Below are 18567 nucleotides of genomic sequence, written 5' to 3' on the forward strand. Positions count from 1 at the left end.
AATTAGCACACATTTATTACGTAAGGTACTCCAATGAAACTCAGTCAACTCACCCAGCCTATCTATGACCATTTATATCGCGATATTTTTGAGTTTCGCAGTACTTTTGATTTACCGGTTAACGACAGTGCTAGCCTAGACGACAAAGCTGATACCTTACACACCTCATTAATTATTGAAGAAATGACCGAGCTTGCAGAAGCAGACTCTCGCATGGAACAAGCTGATGCGATTGTTGACTCAGTTTACGTTTTAATGGGCCGTTTAGTGCACATAGGTGCGTCTCAGGTAAGCGATCGTCTAGAGATCAGCTATATTATCGATTTATTGCTTAACGTGGCTAAAAACCGCGAAATAGACTTTATCCAATGCTGGGATGAAGTGCACTCAAGCAACATGAGCAAAGTGTGCCGTAACCAGCAAGAATTGGATGAAACCATCGCCTTTTACGCCAAACAAGGTGTTGAGATTGTCGGTAGCACTAAAGGCGAGTTTATTATTGCTAAGTGCGCTAAAGATGTCGCTATGGCGGGTAAAGTGGTTCGCCAAGGCAAAGTATTAAAATCAGTTTATTATCGCCCTGCAGACTTAACTAAGTTAGTACGAGATTAAGTTAGTTCGAGATTAATCGACAAATTAGCGACTGAAGTGCACTTGGTAGTGCTAATTTACCCATAAAAAATGCGCTTTTATCAGCGCATTTTTTTTATGGGATTTTTCAGTTATGCAGCCACCGAAACTTTGCTTTTGTTCAGCGCCTGAATTAATCGCTGCGGATCATTTACACTCAAATGCACTGTTTTCATCGGTTCGGGCAATTGACCCATACCACCATGATAAATGACCGGACGGTTTAAGGTAATAGTGACATTACTCTGCCCACGGCCAATAATAATGGTTTCTGGCTCATCTTTATTTAATTCAGTTGATTGTTGATCAGCGACACTGGCAATATCGGCAATGTTCACTACCATAAATCCCCATAATGAATTATTGATCACTAAGTTATCTCTGATTAAATACAAAGAGTAATAACGTGATAGCCGATGGTTAGCCACGATAGACATTAAGGTATAGGCAATAATGCTCGAGACAATAATCGCCACCCACTCGCTCCATGAAACCAGTAATAAATAACTGCCACAAGATGCAGCAATGCAACCCATTAGCATAAGCCACACATGCCAGCGCGTTGCACTAATGAGGTTAATATTGGCGATGGCCGCCGGATGATGACGTGAAAACCAAGGGATTGAATAAAACCAGTTAGTCGCCTCACTGGCCATGATAAGTGCGATAGTTAAGCTTTTTTCATCGCCATCTCGATACGTTTCTACCGCCCCGACTCTAGGATCGCCCTTAAGCTTTCGCACCTTAATCAAGCCACGAACAACACTCACTACCAAATACAATTCAATGACCAGCAACACCGCAATAATCGGATAGCGTAACCAAGCAATAAACTCAAAATAGTGCGCGACTTCGGCAGGAAAACTTAACCGAGCAACTAAGCTGCTTAAACTGAAAATAACTATCAATTTCCACAGTTTCTGACCACCCATTTTAATAATGCAATACCAGTAGCTCAGTGGCAGTAACACAAAATACAATCCACAAATAAGGTATAACGACCACTTGTCAGCGTCGCTTGTTAACGACTCTGGTGTCCACTGAACGCCTATCACAAAGCTCAACACCATTAAGGCTAAAAAGACTAACCGATACTTTACCGTGGCTCTCATTGAATACTTATCCCTGTATATGTTATTAACCCACGCATATTATTGTGAATATAAACGTGAAGATACAAGTTGTTAACATATCAGCAAACATTAGTTTCATTGCTATTGATTGACGCAAAAATTGTTACTAAAAATTGCCGTAAATGGGTATCAAGATAAGTTGCGCTTAAACAGCCAAGTTAAACCATGAATAGCGGTGGTAGGAAAAGCCATAGAATGATCGGCCTCAGGAATGAGCAGCAGCTTGAGTGCTAAGTCACCAGATTGCGCCGATGGATGGGATTGGAGCAGTTTAAAAAAAGCCTGCGCATCAGCCACCATATGATGATTATCGGTATAGGGTGGTTTTTCTAATTCGCCAATGCCAATAAACACCTTGGCAGATATGGCTGGTGTTTGACTAAAACGCTGCACAAACTGCTGCAACAATTGTTTATTGTCAAACCACAGAGATGGACTGCCTAATACGTAATACGCAAATAGCCTTGGCTGTTCTAATAAAATATAAGCACCCAATAACCCGCCTAGCGAATTGCCCACAAAGGTGTTTTGTTGGCTATCGACCCGATAGTTTTTTTCAACGAAGGGCATAACAACCTGACTGATATAAGCAACGTGTCGCTTGGCCTCGCCAGTGGGTAGTTTCCAACTCGCATCGTGACTTGGGGTATAGTCGCGGATCCGACTCGCCGAACCTTTGCTAGGCCTCTGATAGCCTATGGCGACTAAAATAGCTTGCTGCATCATGTTACTGTTCATTGGGAATCGCGTCGCACCAGACACCACTTGCAAGCTATACATGGAGTCAGTCATATAGATTACAGGGTAATGATGGTTACTATTGTGGCGGTAATCTTTAGGCAGTTTGATCATCACTTGATAGTGGCGATCGCCATCTTTAAGCACAAATTGGCGGGTACGAGGAATATTGACTACTGCAGCGGTGGAATGCTCATCGACAGCGTTGCTTGTTAAGTCAGCCAGTACAGCATCATTGTTAGCTGACGCACTGGCTAGAGATAGCCCACAACACATTATCGTGCCGATTAACCTATAAATTGTTTTCATGCATCCCTGCCCTATGGTAATAAACCACAAACGTTAAATCATATAATCCAACGCAAGTGCGATAAACAATACCATTCCGGCCCAGTTATTATTTAAAAAGGCTTTAAAACATGGTGCACGTTCACGACCAAAAATTAATCGTTGCTGATACACGGCAAAACCAATAAAGCTGATAATGCCCAAGCCATAAATAACCCCACGATCGGCCACCAGCCCAGCCATTACAAAACACCCTAGTGCAGCAAGTTGAAATAAGCCGATAATTTGTCGATCAAAACGACCGAATAAAATAGCCGTTGATTTAATGCCGACTTTTAAGTCATCGTCACGGTCGACGATGGCATACATGGTGTCGTACGCAACCGTCCAACACCAATTAGCCATAAATAACCACCACGCTTCAACGGGCACTTCACCAAGTTGAGCGGCATAAGCCATTGGAATTGACCAACTCCACACAATGCCCAAAAACATTTGTGGCATGTTGGTCACCCGTTTCATAAACGGGTACATCACCGTTAAAATAATCCCCACCACAGATAACTGCACTACCAGTGGATTAAGCCATAATACTAAGCAAAACGCAGCCAAACCTAAGAGAGTAAATAGAGTCAGCGCCTCTTTAACAGACACCTCACCCGACACCAACGGTCGCATACTCGTACGCTCTACATGAGCATCTAGTTTACGATCGGCAAAGTCATTAATAATGCAGCCATTGGCGCGCATAATCACCACGCCAACAATAAAGATTAACAGCACCTTAATATCTGGCAGCCCTTGAGCCGCTAACACCAGTGCCATTAAACACGGCCATAGCAGAAGCAAGGTGCCAATAGGCCTATCAATCCGCATTAATCGTGCATAAGCACGAAGCTTATCTTGCAATGACATTGGTGTCATCTCTCCATGATTTAGCAAGCGAAACACATTAACAACGCTCTAATTTGGCTAACGACACCAAAAGCCATTTACTGCCGAAATCAACAAACTCGACCTGCACACGTCCTTTTTCACCAGAACCTTCAAAGCTAGTGACAACACCTTCACCAAACTTAAAGTGCTTCACTTTAGAGCCCACTTTATGGCCGGTGTCGTTAAAACCATGAGGTTTTTTAGTGGCAACCGTAGCCTTCGCAGGAAAACGCTGACTAACTGACGGCTTAACCTGAGCACGTATACGAATTTGTTCAACAAACTTTTCGGGAATTTCGTTAATAAACCGTGATGGGCTAGCATAATCTTCACGGCCATAAATACGACGAGACTCAGCATAACTGATGTACAGTTTTTGCATAGCACGGGTCATACCGACATAACACAAACGGCGCTCTTCATCTAAACGATCGCCTTCATCCAGAGCCATTTTACTCGGGAATAATCCTTCTTCAACGCCAGCCATAAACACCATTGGGAACTCAAGCCCTTTGGCTGAATGCAATGTCATTAACTGCACGGCATCGGTAAAGGCATCAGCCTGACCTTCGCCAGCTTCTAATGCTGCATGAGACAAAAAGGCATTAAGTTCGCCCATGTCTTCAAGCTCTTCAGGCATTTCAAAACTGCGTGCAGCTGTAACCAACTCGTTTAAGTTTTCAATTCGCGCTTGGGCTTTCTCGCCTTTTTCGGCCTCGTACATGGTACGCAAGCCTGAACGATCAATCACATCATCAGCCATCCGGTACAGCAACATATCTGCCGTATCAGTTCGCATCGCAATAATCAGTTCCATAAAGCCATTGATGGCATTAGCGGCACGACCAGCAAGGACTTTTTCTTCGATTAAACTCACGCAAGCTTGCCACAGAGTCAGTTCATGCTGTCTGGCGGTTGAGCGTATAATATCCAAAGTACGATCGCCGATACCACGAGCTGGTGTATTCACCACACGCTCGAATGCTGCATCATCATTTTGGTTATTAATCAGACGCATATAGCCCATAGCATCTTTAATTTCTTGTCGTTCGAAGAAGCGCAGACCACCGTAAATACGATACGCTAACCCTTTGTGTAAAAAGGCTTCTTCTAATACTCGCGATTGCGCATTTGAACGATATAAAATGGCACATTCGCTCAAACTACCGCCCTTTTCATGCCAGTCGCTAATGCGTCCAACAATGAATTTGGCTTCATCCATTTCATTAAAGGCGCAATAAACCGAAATGGGTTCACCATCTTTATCTTCGGTCCATAACTCTTTGCCCAAACGATCTGGGTTATTGGCAATCACAGCGTTAGACGCATTCAAAATATTCGCTGTTGAACGATAATTTTGTTCTAAACGAATGGTGGTTGCGCCTGAAAAATCTTTTAAGAAACGATGTAAGTTTTCAATTTGTGCGCCACGCCAACCGTAAATAGATTGATCGTCATCACCGACAATCATCACATTGGCGGTATTACCGGCTAACACACGGATCCATGCATATTGAATCGCGTTAGTATCTTGAAACTCATCGACTAAAATATGACGGAAGCGTTCTTGATAATGTGCCAGTAAATGCGGCTTATTGAGCCATAATTCATGAGCTCGTAATAAGATTTCGGCAAAGTCGACCAAACCTGCACGATCGCAAGACTCTTGGTAAACCTTATAAATATTCAGTAAATTCTGTTCAATCGGAAAGCCGCCCGCATCGATATGCTTTGGACGTAATCCTTGGTCTTTTTTGCCATTAATATAACCTTGGGCCTGACGAGGAGGATATTGCTTCTCGTCTAAATTAAGGCTTTTTAGAATACGTTTAAGTAAGCGTAACTGATCGTCAGAATCGATAATCTGGAAACTTTGCGGTAAATTGGCGTCTTGATAATGGGTTCGCAATAACCGATGCGCTAAACCATGGAAGGTACCGATCCACATCCTACCCATGTTAGTGCCCACAACCTTTTCCACCCGTTCACGCATTTCTGCCGCGGCTTTGTTGGTAAAGGTGACTGCCAAAATAGAATATGGACTTTGTTGTTCAACTTGCATTAACCACGCAATACGATGGGTTAATACACGGGTTTTACCACTGCCGGCACCCGCTAACACCAACATATTTGAAAGTGGCGCGCCGACTGCCTCACGCTGTTTATCGTTTAGGCCGTCTAATAATGATGATACGTCCATTTTTCCTCCCAGAAATCTGCGAGGCATTATATCTTAAATAGCGAGATAATGGCGTGCAATACTTCAGCTATTTTATGCCAGCTATCACCTTAGGTAACAGAGTGAGTCCATTGACGACATTAATATCAAAGTCACTAAAATCACTTACTTGTGATGCTCTAACCGCGAAAACACACCTAAATTGACAGAGCTGTAAGCGAAAATTACTATATAAAATAAACAATTAATTAATGTTAGCGTTAAGTAATTGGCCTAATAGTCAATTAAACACTCAAATTCATGACTAAAGAAACAAGTTTACGTTTGTTATTTTTGTGGTGAGTCTGTTAGGTTAATATGTCGGTTTATGGTCGATATGTTCAATGCCATTAATACTAAAAAGCCCATTAAAATGGATTTATTACCCACAGTTTTTGCTGTATAGGTTGCCATATTGAATATCAAAGATTTAGAGCTATTCATTGCTGTAGCAAAGTTAGGCAGTTTTTCGAAAGCTGCAAAATCTTTTGATACTCGCAGAGCATTAGTCAGTCGCCGTATTGGAGAAATAGAAAAACAGCTCGGGGCACCATTATTTACTCGCACAACTAGAGTCATGGCCTTAACCTCTGCCGGTCGACAATATCTTGCTCAAATCGAACCACTGGTGAATCAATTAAATCATGCCGGATATGTGTTTAAACATCGCCATGATGAAGTACAAGGTAATTTACGCATTGGTTTATTGCCTTTCGTCGACAAGTTGATGGATGAATATATCGCTCACTTCATTCATGCGTATCCGCAAGTCCAATTAGAGGTGTTAATTGTGTCTGGTGGCAGTAAAGAGCTCAATCGTTTAGGGCTCGACTTGATTATTGATGTAGGTGAAGTTAACGGTGCCAACATTGTAGTACACAAGCTGACGACTTTTGAGCGTAAAATTTATGCTAGCCCCAGTTACCTAGAAAAGTCATCACTGATCGAAAATACCGATGACTTACAATATCATTCATTACTAGGTTTTAGAGATGCACATGGGCAACTAGAGCAGACCTGGCATTTTCAGCACGCAAACGTACCAACACATTATAAAGTTATCTGCAGCGACTTTAACTCGTTATATCACTTATGTTTAGCTGGGGCGGGTATCGCTTTATTACCTCATGTTATTGCTCACGAGGCGGTAAATCAGGGACGATTAATCAATGTTCTGCCGCAACACAGCATTGGCTTTGCCGACATCAGCTTGGCCTATTCTACCAAAAGTCCTCAATCGCCTGTAGCAAAGGCCTTTTGCGAACACTTACTTCGGGAGATGGTTCCCTGTTAAAACGATAAAAGCGGTAAAAGCATAGTTAAAACAGACTGCCGCAGTAAAGGTATAATTTAAATAGACGGTGGCGTTAAAAACAATAAAAAAGGTTAGCGAAATCGCTAACCTTTTTTATTGTAATGTTCGTCACGTGGTGGCGAACATAGCAGTGTTAACGATTATTTCTTATCGTCTTTTAAGCCAATACTTTGCATCCAGTATTCAAAATTAACTAGATTACCCGGTAACACAATACGGCTATCAGGTTTGCTTAAACCATCTAACTGCTTCATATATTGTTCACCAAGTTGCATACGTAATGCACTTTGTCCGCCTTCAGATGAAATAACCACCGCTAATCGTTCTATCGACTCTGCAGTTGCTTTCGCTAAAGTGAGAATTTCTTGCGCTTTACCTTCGGCCTCATTAATGCGGCGCTGCATTTCACCTTCAGAGCGGTTAATGGTTTCTGCCATCACACCTTCTGAACGATTAATTTTACTCTGCTTATCACCTTCACTTTTGGCTAATAATGCCCGACGTTCGCGCTCAGCGTTCACCTGCATTTCCATGGCATTTTTAACTGTTTCTGGTGGGGTAATATTTTTAATCTCGTAACGATGCACTCGAATGCCCCACATAGAGCCAGCTTCGTCGAGAACTTCAACCACTTTGGCTGATATCACATCACGTTCTTCAAAAGTACGATCTAAATCTAAGGTACCAATCACAGAACGTGTAGTAGTTTGAGCAAGTTGAATAGCGGCATAACGATAGTCAGTAATACCATAACTGGCTTTAACGGGATCGGTAACCGAAATATAAATAACCCCATCCACTTCAACATTAACTTCATCACTGGAGAAACATTCTTGTGGCGGTACATCAATAGTTTCTTCTTTTAAGTCGTGGATATAAGCCACTTTATCAAGGAAGGGGATCAGTGCATGGAAGCCTGCATCTAAGGTGCTGTGATACTTACCTAAACGCTCAACAATGTAAGCCGACTTGGTCGGTACAAGACAAATAGACTGGAATAATTTCAGTACAAAAATGGCAAAAATAACGCCCCAGATAGCCATCACAATCAAATCAGTATCAATTCCGTTAATCAACATTAGCGTGCTCCTTTTGCTGATGAGTTTGATACGGCATGAGTCACTTGCTCCATACCTTCAAAAAAGCCTTCTAGCTTGGCCATTTCCGCTGGCACAACAGAAACTTGAGCTTCAGATAAAATTTTGCCCACTTGGCCAATAAATTGTTCTTTAAGTAACATGTTCATAGCGTCATTGCCGCCATTCACTGTTAATGCTTTGCAGATCATTTCCATGCCTTCAGCTTTCGCGTTAGCAATAATGGAAATTTCTTGCCCTGTACCTAAAGCCTCGTTAATACGCTTTTGTTTTTGACCTTCAGATAAATTAATCGCTTCTTGACGTTCACCTTGCGACATATTGATCATTGCAGCTTTTTCAGCATTAGCTAACGTGATTTCAGCACGCTTACGGCGTTCTGCTTCCATTTGTTTTTCAAGGGTGTGAATAACCTTCATTGAAGGCGAGATATTTTTAATCTCATAACGTAATACTTTGATCCCCCAAGGATCTGAGGCTTTATCAATTTCACGCACAATGGATTCATTCAAACTGTCACGCTCAGAAAACGTTTGCGACAAAGTTAGCTTACCAATTTCAGAACGCATGGTTGTTTGCGCTAAGTTAACCGCTGCACGGCGATAATTTTCAATACCATAGCTGGCAAGCTTGCCGTCCATCACCTTAAGGTAAACTAAACCGTCAACTTCCAATTGGGTGTTATCTTTTGAAATACAGCTTTGCGGTGGCACATCTAATACTTCTTCACGAGTGTCGTGGCGATAAGCAACCCGATCGACAAAAGGGACAAGAAAATGAAACCCAGGCTGGAGCACGGTACGAAACTTACCCAAACGCTCAATAACATGCACTTCACGCATTGGCACAATTAACATGAGTTTGAACAAAATAAACATTACAAATAAAAAAACGATTGTTAACACAAACATATCTACTCCCTTTTAATCTGACTTTCCTAGATAACACTTAACGACAATCGCAACACGACGACTTCGACACAATATTTACAAAACAATAATTGCGAAACTACAATTACGACACAATATTCATATCATAATAATCTGAATTTATTACATTTAAGTACTCGATAACCTCAACTCGCAGTAACAACTCACGGCCACAAAAGCTTATCAACTAAATCGCTATACAGAATCAATAATCGGTTCAACAACAAAAGCTATATTATCCCGACAAATGATCCTGACTTTGGTGCCTTTTTTTATCACAGTACCATCACCTAAAGCAGTCCAATCAGTACCCAAACAGCTAATTCGACCGGTTTTTTGACCAGGGCCAATGGCTTGTTTAACGATAGCGACTTGATTATAGAGATCCGCCTCTTCATCAGTATTATCGACATGAGAATCGCCGCCCACTAAACGCTGGGTCACATGACGAAAACTCAGTAATAACACCATTGAAGCCATAAACCATAATGTCAGACTTTGTACCAAGCCATCAATAATGCCAACAGCTTGTGCTGATGCGACAATAACGCAAGCCGCACCTAATAAAATAACGATACCACCCGGAATGATAATCTCCGAGATCATCAATAACAGCCCAAGCACTAGCCAGACTGCAATCGGATTTGAAAGCTCCATATTCTCCCCCATAAATGAGAATGTCCGTAAATTCACTATAACAGCTTTATTTATTATTGCGACATATTATGTCAAAGCGTTGTTACGAACAGTAAACGGGACAAACAATTCATCAACTTACCATTACCGCAAGAATGTGTATCGCTAATAATGAGTATTCCTATCAAAACCTATATTGCTGCAAAGTGACGTCTTATTTATCACCATAGTGATATTCGTTAAAATGAGATAACAGCGCCAATCAAACACTTTATGCGTTGCATCACACTAGCAGTGTTAATACCTGCCATAAGATTATATTGATGATGAAAACAATGAAATCTGTACATTCTAGTCGGTTTTAATTGTGCTCTTTCAAAATATTGAATATATTGCGCCCCATTGTGCACGATTGGGAATAATAGGTCACAGATTTAGCCTCGATCGCTATAAAACTTACCTTTAAACTGTCAAAATTGACGTATCTGATCATTTTACTAACCGGAAGAAAAATGAAAAAAATCTGCCTTTTAGCCACACTTGTACTCTCACAAAATGTTTTTGCTGACGATATAGTCCAATGGTGGGATGTTAGCGCAACTGTCTTGCATGGCGAAAACTATGACTTAGCACCATCAGAAAGACAAACTACCATCACCTTAGAAACAGCCGGTGGTTGGAAGTATGGTGATTGGTTTGCATTCCAGGATTTTATTAATTTCAATGGTAATAATAACGGTGTTGATAGCACGACTTATGGCGAAATATCTCCCCGCTTTAGTGCTAGCAAAATATTGGGCCAACAAGTGAGCTTTGGTGCGATAAAAGATGTCTCTTTAGCGTTAACTTACGAAGAAGGCGAAGGCCCAGTTAACAGCATGCTTTATGGTATTGGTGTGGACCTTGACGTGCCATTTTTTAGCTACTTACAACTGAACACTTACCGTCGTGATGCAATAAGCAGTGGTAATATCAGTGATGGTTGGCAGTTTACGCCAGTATTTAGAATCGACATGCCAGTGGGCAATGCCAATATTATTTTTGATGGTTTTATTGATTGGGTATTCTCTGCCGACAACAACGGCTACGACGAAAACCTGCACATCAATCCACAAATAAAGTATGACTTAGGTAAAACATTGTTTGGTGATCACAAACAAAACAAACTGTTAGTGGGTTTTGAATATGATTACTGGCAAAGTAAATACGGTGTTGCGGGTATCGACCAAAATACCTATTCAATTATTGCGCAGTATCATTTCTAATTTATGCCGCTATTGATATAAGTTAGATAACAAAAAAGGTGCCTAGGCACCTTTTTTAATGATTACATTTCAACACTAATTGTTTTGAGACAATTTGTTTTGCGCAATCAGTTTTAACACCATCAGCCTTAACACAATCTGTTTTTACACAATATATTGTTTTGACGTGATGGTTAAAACGTTAGCTTAAGCTAACAATTTTTTCGCTGCTGCTACAACAATAGACACTGCACTTACTTCAGTCTTCTTCATTGTCGCTTCATCAGGGATCTCTTGCTGTGTGCGGTTTACAATAACACCGGCAACACATGCTGCACGCCAACCTTGAGTTGCACACATTGTAAATAGCGTAGCTGATTCCATTTCATAGTTCAGCACACCCATTGACTGCCACTCTTTCATAGAGCCAACATAACGCTGAGTAATGCGACCAGAAACAGTATCGTAACGCTCTTGACCTGGATAGAAAGTGTCAGAAGAAGCAGTAATACCAATGTGCGGCTCTAAACCAGCGTCACGACATGCTGCAACCATAGCAGTGGTACATTCAAAGTCTGCTGCTGCTGGGAACTCAAGCGGTGCAAAGTGTAAGCTTGCGCCATCTAAACGCACAGAAGCTTGAGTCACAATCACATCACCCACGTTTACGTGCGGTTGGATTGCGCCAGTTGTACCTACGCGTAAGAAAGTTCTCACACCTAATTGTGCTAATTCTTCAACCGCAATAGAAGTTGATGGTCCACCGATACCGGTTGAACAAACAACCACGGCTTTGCCATCGATATAAGCTAAGTAGCTTGTGTATTCACGATGGCTCGCTAAGAACGTTGCGTTGTCCATTAGCTCAGCAATACGCTTAACACGCTCTGGATCACCAGGAACGATTGCTAAGGTAGCGCCATCTAACATTTTTTTAGTTAATCCTAAGTGAAATACATCGGACATTGTGAAAACCCCTTTCAGTTTTGAATATTAAATTCTTATAACCCAGACTTTAACCTAGTCTTTAGGCGGATAAGGTTAACTTGATCACATATAAATTCATAATAGTTAATATTCTTTCGTTAAATTATTACTAACATATGTCCAAAACCCACCAAATACACTGATTTCAGCATAGTTAAAGGTCGATAAAACAACAAATATCTTATCTCGCCTAACAATCATTAACGTGATTTACATCAAGTTAACCTCGCAAAAATGGTTTTAGGCTGAAGGTAAGCGTAACCAATGAGCATAAAGTTAATCAGTATTAGATTCAACACATCTCATTTTTCAAGCTGTATTTGGTGCTGAAGTAAGCATCATTGTTATTGGAATAACATCTTGTTAATGCAAAGTGAAATGAGCCCTAAATCTACTGACACAACTTACAAGGAGTAACTTATGTTTCCAGAGTACCGAGATTTGATAACTAAACTTAAAGTAACCGATAAGCACTTTATCAAAAAATTTAACGACCACAATCAACTCGATGAGCAAATTACCGCACTAGAAAAGACCAGTAGCAGTGATGCGACAACTGAATTAAAACTAATGAAAAGCACGAGATTACATCTTAAAGAACAAATATTGGATATTTTAAAAAGCCATCAGCAAGAGGTTTAGACGCGCATAAAAATAAAGGACGCTAGTGCGTCCTTTATGATGTTGTCAAACTACACCATCAATTAAAGGTAATAATCTTTAAGTGGTGGGAAGCCGTTAAAACATACTGCTGAATAGGTCGTGGTGTAAGCACCAGCGGTTAACCAGTACATGCGGTCACCAATGGCTAAATCAACCGGTAAACCATAGCTATAGTGCTCATACATAATATCTGCACTGTCACAGGTTGGACCGGCAATGACACACTTGTCTAACTCGCCTTTACGCTCAGTATAGATTGGGAATTTAATCGCTTCGTCCATGGTTTCAATTAAACCAGAGAACTTACCCACATCTGTAAATACCCAGCGCTCTAATGCAGTGTTCGACTTACGAGAAATCAATACCACTTCAGATACTAATACACCAGCATTTGAAAGCAAAGAACGACCAGGCTCTAGAATAATCTCTGGTAATTCATCACCAAAGTCTTCTTCTAGGAAATGCTTAATCTGCTGAGCATAAACACCTAGCTCGTTCGTTTTGTCCATATAGTTGGCAGGAAAACCACCCCCTAAATTGATCATCTTTAGTACGATGCCGTGTTCTTCTTTTAAACGGTCGTAAATACTTTTCACTTTACCGATAGCAGAATCCCACGCACCGATATCACGTTGTTGCGAACCCACGTGGAAAGAAATGCCATGCGGTTGCAAGCCTAACTCTTTTGCCAATACTAATAAGTCGTACGCCATTTCATTTTGGCAACCAAACTTACGTGATAAAGGCCAGTCAGCTGTGTGTGTACCTTCAGTTAAAATACGCAAGTACACTTTTGAACCAGGAGCTTCTTCAGCAATCATGCGTAAATCGGCTTCAGAGTCTGAAGCAAACATACGTACGCCTTGTTCAAAGAATGATCGTACATCGACACGCTTCTTAATGGTGTTACCGTAGCTAATACGGTCTGCAGAAACACCTATCGACGTTACCATTTCAAGTTCGTAAATGGATGCGATGTCAAAGTTTGAACCTTTATCTCGCAACAAGGTTAAAATTTCTTTGGCCGGATTTGCCTTAACCGCATAATAAATATTTGCGAAAGGAAAATTGTTAACCATATCATCGTATTGTTTCGCAACGATTTGGGTGTCAATAACTACAAATGGCGTTGGCTTATCTTTAGCAAATGCCTCAATGCGGTCAAACGTGTCCTTGTCATAATAATCTGCAACATCAATCGATTGAAATTGGCTCATTAGGCCAGTGCCTCCTGTAAGTAGGGCGATAAAAGTGTCATTACGAATCTGTAAAAACATGCGCAGTAAACGATATTTTCAATCAATACGCAACGAATTTTTATGCAAAAAGTATAATTTTTTATTCTTCGAGAAATATCAATAACACGCAACGTATTACTCGCAAAATTCACTGCGTTATTGATTGGTTTCTGCGCCTAGAAAGTATAGACATTTGCGAGAAAAATGCCCATTAAGTCGTTAAAAATATTTTCACCGTGATGGCACTTAACACCCATCACAGATTTACACCTTAGAGTAAAAAGTTGTTATCATCCAATTTGATAACATCTTAACGTGCTTCAATAAGGAACATAGAATGAACGAACCCAGTTTAGATCAAGAGCTCCAACAACTGCAAAATGTCTATAGCGTCATCACTGAGTTTGTTGTTGAGTACAGCTTTCAAATTGCTGGTGCGATTATTATTTTCTTATTGGGGCTTTGGGTGGCAAACAAAGCGGCCAATGTTGTCGCTGCTCAACTGAAAAAACATAACATTGATATCACCCTCAGTAACTTTGCTTCCAACTTAGTTAAAATCATCATTATTGTGATGGTTGCCGTTATCTGTTTAGGAAAATTAGGCATTAGCGTAACACCAATGGTGGCTGCTATTGGTGCCGCTTCACTTGGAGCTGGCTTGGCATTACAAGGAATGTTATCTAATTACGCAGCCGGCATTACCATTATTGTCACCCGCCCTTTTGTGGTTGGAAATACCATTGAAATTAAAGGTGTCAACGGTGTGGTTGAAATAATTAAACTGGGCCAAACCATATTAACTAATGAAGAAGGCGAACAAATTAGTATTCCCAATAAGCACATTGTCGGCGAAATTTTACATAACTCATTCGCTTATAAATTGGTTGAAAACAAAATAAATATTGATTACCACGCTGATGCCGATCATGTTATCCAATTAATTAATGACGTACTTGCCGCTGCTCCGGCAATTTATCAAGACAAAAAACCATTAGTCGGCATCAATGGATTTAATACTGTGGGTATAGAGATTGGCGTACGTTACTGGGTTCCGACAACACGCTATTTCGAAGAGAAGTACCACACTAACCTCGCCATAATCAAAGCACTCAATCAAGCCAAAATTAAGATACCTTGCCCGGTAAAGGAAATACATTTACAGCACTAGTTTTAGTAGCACTAGTTTAATAACTAGAGTATTCACTCTGCTGCCGGTACTCTTCATCGTGTAAAGCATTACGATTGTAAGTGCAGCAAATAAAACGCCAATAAAGCAGCCGTTGCAGTTTTTAATCCATTCAATCTCACTGGCCCTAACAATCTGAACTGGGCCAACAAACTATTGCCGCCAATGGATATTCACCCGAGGCTCTATTGAATTAAGCTATTCATCGCGCTGTAGTGGGAAGCTCAGCAAAAGAATGTATTGAGAATGATAATGCCGATGCAATAAGCCAGAATAATCAACAAGTACCTCTGTAAGAACACTTACTCACCATACGCTTACTTTCCATACATTTATTATCCAAAGCTACTGCGAACAGTATGAATATTATAGTGTGTGAAGTAACCCAACCTCTTCTTTATTATGTACATTAAATGAAGCTATGCAGCTAAGTTCATTGAAATTAATGCTGTCGAATCATTCACGAACCCAAATTGGCAATAATGGATAGTAAACGAACCAACTCGTTCACTTTGCATGTTAAGCTCTTGTCTTTATCACAACTTATTTTCTGCAAAAGCACTATATTTCATTATGAAAAAACTAAGTCGAAATGAAAGACTGGCTGTTATTCTCAAGTTGCTTAACATGCATAAAGAACTGTCTAACCAAAAAATATCCACATTACTGGCGGTAACAGCTAAAACGGTTCGTTGTGATCTCGTTCAACTGGAAAAAGACGGCCTGGTAAAACGAGTTCATGGCGGAGTCTGTCAGTCTGAAGGGGTGGATATCAAAAAGTATAGCTTGGATGCCATGTTGGCAGAATTACTCGACCGCAGCATACTGAACGACAGCATGGCACTCGACTCAAACCAAGGTAGATTAATCAAAATGAAACATAATATATTTGTACTTGGCTCATTCAATGTCGATATTGTTGCGAATCTAGCACGTTTCCCCCAACCAGGTGAGACCTTGCATTCAAGTAGCAGCAGTATTGGCGCTGGCGGAAAAGGGGCAAACCAAGCTTATGCTGCGGCTAAAAATGGTGCCAATGTTAGCTTCATGACTAAAATTGGTACTGATCAATTTAGCCAATTTGCGCGCCAACATCTCAGCAGTACCGGCATAGACAATACGATTATCCTCGAGTCCTCAACTAGCCCGACTGGTACCGCGCTGATTTATGTTAGTGAACAAGCTGGCGAGAATATGATTGCGGTCAACGAAGGCGCAAACATGACGCTGACCGATGATGAAATACACTCAGCCAAACAGCATATTATTAATGCACAACTGTTTTTAACCCAACTTGAAACCAACTTTGATGCTATCAAGCTCGCGATGAGCATTGCCAAAGACAACGGTGCTAAAGTGATCCTCAATCCGGCGCCATATCATCAAAGAACTCTCGAGTTATTACCTTTAGTTGATATGATCACTCCTAATGAAACAGAAGCTTCGTTAATGACTGGGATCTCAGTAACCGATCTAGACAGTGCTAAGCAGGCCGCTATTGCAATACATGCCTTAGGCGTAACGTCGGTGGTGATTACTCGCGGATCTGATGGGGTATTATTTTATGAAAACGATCAATTTACCCTAATCGAGGTGTTAAAAAGCGCGGTTGTTGATACCACTGGTGCAGGCGATGCTTTTAATGGCGCTTTGGTCGCCGAGCTTGCTAGAGGCAGTACACTGCATCAGGCCGCTAAATATGCCAACGCTTATGCGTCACTCGCTGTTGAGCGCCTAGGCGCAGCAAACATGCCAGATGGCTCACTTGTGGCAGCTAGACTTAATGCTTAATAGCGAGTGCTGATTTCTAATGTAAAGCGCTAATGTAAAACACTAGAGTCGAACGCCCATGAAAAAGCGCAGTGATTACTGCGCTCATTTGTAAGCGGTATTAGCCCGCCAGATGCCGACAGTGCTATTTCAATCTTACGGCATAATTGATAATACTGTGGCGATATAATTCCAACAGTTCGGCATCTTTCACCGTAACAGCAACCTGTTGTGGTGCTTGGTTCATCCATTCATCATGCGGGTAAACACGGTCATCAATCTTCTGAATGGTCATTCCTTCGGCAACACCATCGACAACGACTCGTATTGGCCCTTCTCTAAGCGTGAACAACTCTGGATTAATCACATAGGCAATGGCGGATGGGTCGTGCACATGGCAAGCTTCTAAGCCCACTTTTTCACTATAAAACCTCAAATAGAACCGGCTAACATCCCAAATAAATTGGCCAACGTCGCCTGCATTGTCACGTAATTGGTCAAGATAATCACGAGTAAAAAAGCTTTGTTCAGTCACGTCTAAACCAATCACAACCACAGGCCATGAGGCCGTCAACACCATATCAGCAGCATGAGGATCATCGTGTACATTAGCTTCGGCAAAAGGGGTCACATTGCCACGATGACCGTTCTCACCAAAAGCGCCACCCATAATGACCACCTTGTTAACTAAGTCGACAATGCTTGGGTCAGCCTGAAGCGCTAGCGCAAGGTTAGTTAACGGACCGATGGCCACTAAAGTAATCTCACCAGGCTCCGCCTTTACAGCGTCAATGATGTATTGATACGCAGGCCGCGGATCAGCTTGACCTTCTACTTCGGCTGGGACATTCACATCACCAAAGCCACCTTCTCCGTGTACAACGACAGTTGGGCCAACTGGAGGTCGAACGATAGGCTTACTCGCGCCAGTGACAATATCGGCTTGCAACTGAAATTTTTGTTTAAGATAAAGCGCGTTACGGGTCGCATTTTCAATGGTTACATTGCCATAAATAGTAGTAATAGCCTTAAGTTCAATATCGGGGTGTGCTTCGGCAAACAGAATAGCAAATACATCATCAATACCGGGATCTGTGTCTAATATTATTTTAGTTTTCATGGGGATCACTGTCCTACTTTTATTAAGTAAATCGATACACTATAAGGTTTTACTGAATATCCTGCTATGAGATTCACAGGCCTTTCAATGCATACCAACAAGATATTCGAAGATGATTAACGACTGCGACAAACGAACTGTTACAGGATCTTGAGAGTCATTAAAGCCCTTGGCACTATACAAAAATAGTGCACAAAGAAGTGTGATTACTCGTCAAACTTTTATCTGTAAATGAACATAATGGTTCACTTACACGTGTGCAACTAACTATGACAAATGCATCAGCGATAACATCACTTTATTAAACACCTACAGATATTCATTTCAGGCGTAGATGAGTAAATCCACTCTACAGCTTAGTTTTGCCGTCAATACATTCATTAACCTAATCTGGCTCAATAAGTTAGTTTTTAGCTGCAATGCACTAGTCCAATCA

16 protein-coding genes are annotated in these 18567 nt (G+C 41.2%); 6 read left to right on the forward strand and 10 right to left on the reverse strand.

All coding sequences use genetic code 11. From position 1 onward, the window contains the following. Window positions 1–33 precede the first annotated feature (33 nt). Complete coding sequence (locus EGC86_RS03380) at window positions 34–612, forward strand: nucleoside triphosphate pyrophosphohydrolase family protein (protein WP_123776609.1); 579 nt, start codon at window positions 34–36, stop codon at window positions 610–612. Window positions 613–722: 110 nt separating this feature from the next. On the opposite strand, the gene EGC86_RS03385 is transcribed toward EGC86_RS03380, so the two are convergent. From EGC86_RS03385 to uvrD, 4 genes are all read right to left on the reverse strand, one after another. After that, on the reverse strand, window positions 723–1742 hold the full coding sequence (locus EGC86_RS03385; RefSeq protein WP_123776610.1) for a hypothetical protein: 1020 nt from the start codon (window positions 1740–1742) through the stop codon (window positions 723–725). 150 nt (window positions 1743–1892) lie between these two features. Next, window positions 1893–2810: an alpha/beta hydrolase gene (locus EGC86_RS03390; RefSeq protein ID WP_123776611.1), complete on the reverse strand. Its 918-nt coding sequence runs from the start codon at window positions 2808–2810 to the stop codon at window positions 1893–1895. A gap of 33 nt (window positions 2811–2843) precedes the next feature. Continuing rightward, entirely contained in the window at window positions 2844–3704 is an 861-nt protein-coding gene (gene ubiA / locus EGC86_RS03395; RefSeq protein ID WP_102036633.1) for a 4-hydroxybenzoate octaprenyltransferase, read from the reverse strand. A gap of 37 nt (window positions 3705–3741) precedes the next feature. Continuing rightward, entirely contained in the window at window positions 3742–5925 is a 2184-nt protein-coding gene (uvrD, locus tag EGC86_RS03400) for a DNA helicase II (protein WP_011638834.1), read from the reverse strand. A 433-nt stretch (window positions 5926–6358) separates the two neighbouring features. On the opposite strand from uvrD, the gene EGC86_RS03405 reads away from it, so the two are divergent. Then, complete coding sequence (locus tag EGC86_RS03405) at window positions 6359–7237, forward strand: LysR family transcriptional regulator (protein WP_123776612.1); 879 nt, start codon at window positions 6359–6361, stop codon at window positions 7235–7237. A gap of 161 nt (window positions 7238–7398) precedes the next feature. Here the strand turns inward: EGC86_RS03405 and EGC86_RS03410 are convergent, their stop codons facing one another. From EGC86_RS03410 to EGC86_RS03420, 3 genes are all read right to left on the reverse strand, one after another. Continuing rightward, a complete protein-coding gene (locus EGC86_RS03410; protein WP_011638836.1) occupies window positions 7399–8337 on the reverse strand; it encodes an SPFH domain-containing protein in 939 nt (312 codons plus the stop codon). Beyond that, complete coding sequence (locus tag EGC86_RS03415) at window positions 8337–9266, reverse strand: SPFH domain-containing protein (RefSeq protein ID WP_102036612.1); 930 nt, start codon at window positions 9264–9266, stop codon at window positions 8337–8339. The genes EGC86_RS03410 and EGC86_RS03415 overlap by 1 nt, the downstream gene beginning before the upstream one ends. Before the next feature lie 213 nt (window positions 9267–9479). After that, window positions 9480–9941 carry an NfeD family protein gene (locus tag EGC86_RS03420; protein WP_011638838.1) on the reverse strand — a complete coding sequence of 154 codons (462 nt, stop codon included), beginning with the start codon at window positions 9939–9941 and terminating at the stop codon, window positions 9480–9482. Window positions 9942–10432: 491 nt separating this feature from the next. Here EGC86_RS03420 and EGC86_RS03425 point away from each other — a divergent pair, with 491 nt between their 5' ends. Then, entirely contained in the window at window positions 10433–11185 is a 753-nt protein-coding gene (locus tag EGC86_RS03425) for an outer membrane protein OmpK (RefSeq protein WP_011638839.1), read from the forward strand. A 186-nt stretch (window positions 11186–11371) separates the two neighbouring features. Here the strand turns inward: EGC86_RS03425 and udp are convergent, their stop codons facing one another. After that, window positions 11372–12130, reverse strand: coding sequence for a uridine phosphorylase (gene udp / locus EGC86_RS03430; RefSeq protein WP_011638840.1), 759 nt, complete (start codon window positions 12128–12130; stop codon window positions 11372–11374). A gap of 441 nt (window positions 12131–12571) precedes the next feature. Here udp and EGC86_RS03435 point away from each other — a divergent pair, with 441 nt between their 5' ends. Next, window positions 12572–12793, forward strand: coding sequence for an HP1242/YdcH family protein (locus tag EGC86_RS03435; RefSeq protein ID WP_011638841.1), 222 nt, complete (start codon window positions 12572–12574; stop codon window positions 12791–12793). A gap of 62 nt (window positions 12794–12855) precedes the next feature. Here EGC86_RS03435 and EGC86_RS03440 read toward each other — a convergent pair whose 3' ends face one another. Next, window positions 12856–14031, reverse strand: coding sequence for a type III PLP-dependent enzyme (locus EGC86_RS03440; protein WP_011638842.1), 1176 nt, complete (start codon window positions 14029–14031; stop codon window positions 12856–12858). A gap of 358 nt (window positions 14032–14389) precedes the next feature. On the opposite strand from EGC86_RS03440, the gene EGC86_RS03445 reads away from it, so the two are divergent. Further along, on the forward strand, window positions 14390–15223 hold the full coding sequence (locus EGC86_RS03445) for a mechanosensitive ion channel family protein (RefSeq protein ID WP_123776613.1): 834 nt from the start codon (window positions 14390–14392) through the stop codon (window positions 15221–15223). Window positions 15224–15814: 591 nt separating this feature from the next. Further along, window positions 15815–17032 (forward strand): ribokinase, encoded by a 1218-nt coding sequence (rbsK, locus tag EGC86_RS03450; protein WP_165872327.1) that lies wholly within the window; start codon window positions 15815–15817, stop codon window positions 17030–17032. 124 nt (window positions 17033–17156) lie between these two features. Here the strand turns inward: rbsK and EGC86_RS03455 are convergent, their stop codons facing one another. Further along, window positions 17157–18131, reverse strand: a complete 975-nt coding sequence (locus EGC86_RS03455) for a nucleoside hydrolase (protein ID WP_123776615.1) — start codon at window positions 18129–18131, stop codon at window positions 17157–17159. Between the last annotated feature and the right edge of the window lie 436 nt (window positions 18132–18567).

Origin of the sequence: Shewanella frigidimarina (genome assembly GCF_003797125.1) — a bacterium.
Lineage (GTDB): Bacteria > Pseudomonadota > Gammaproteobacteria > Enterobacterales > Shewanellaceae > Shewanella > Shewanella frigidimarina.